Raw genomic sequence first — 727 nt, 5'->3', positions numbered from 1 at the left:
TAACTTTGCCACCGATAAACTGCTTTTAGGATTTATATTACCTGAATACATTTTAATAATTCAGTCCAAAAGTCCAAAGAGGTATAACATTTGCATATCCGCTCTCTATGTCATCCTTTACGATATAGCCTTCTTCGGCGTTTTCTATCTGCTTCTGTCCTTTCTTCCTTCCGCCAATCTCGAAAGTCTTGCCGTCAATCTCAAAGTCTGAAATGGACGAACTTGTAACGTCGTTCATCACTCTCATCTGGTTCATGAAAAATGTTTCCCTTACGTTTCCTATGTCAGCATGTTCAGGCGAAAGAGCGTATATAAGATTGGTGTTGTCAAGATACAGTTTCTCCACTTTTCCCAATCCACGAATACCTCCGGTAGAGTTCCTTAGCTGGGTTATCATTCCGGCGCGTTCCATATAGACGAGGTAATCTGGGATGTCGTTCCTGCTTATTCCTGTTGCCTCGGCCAACCTTTGCATCACCGGCTTGAACGGAACGCTCTTCGCCACGACCATCAACAGGCTTTTCAGCTTTTTGCCTAACGAGACATTTGCCTGAAGGTGCGTAGGAATATCAACTTCCATTGTCTGGTTTATTACCTGAAGCAACTCCATTTCATATTCCTCGTCACGTCTGAAAGGATAATACCCGTTGCGAAGATAATCCTTGAACAAAGGCAAAGGATGTTTCACGTCGGGCAATACGGCTTTATGGCTCAATATTTCATCCAA

General features: G+C 43.1%; 1 pseudogene. It reads right to left on the bottom strand.

Annotated features, from left to right (window positions below):
- Window positions 1–52 precede the first annotated feature (52 nt).
- Window positions 53–727: pseudogene (locus tag QVO66_RS03930) on the bottom strand (ATP-binding protein); the annotation flags it as partial.

The sequence above is a fragment of the Prevotella sp. CAG:255 genome, from assembly GCF_000431195.1.
Classification (GTDB): domain Bacteria; phylum Bacteroidota; class Bacteroidia; order Bacteroidales; family Bacteroidaceae; genus Prevotella; species Prevotella rara.
This window is presented reverse-complemented; position numbering and strand designations above follow the sequence as displayed.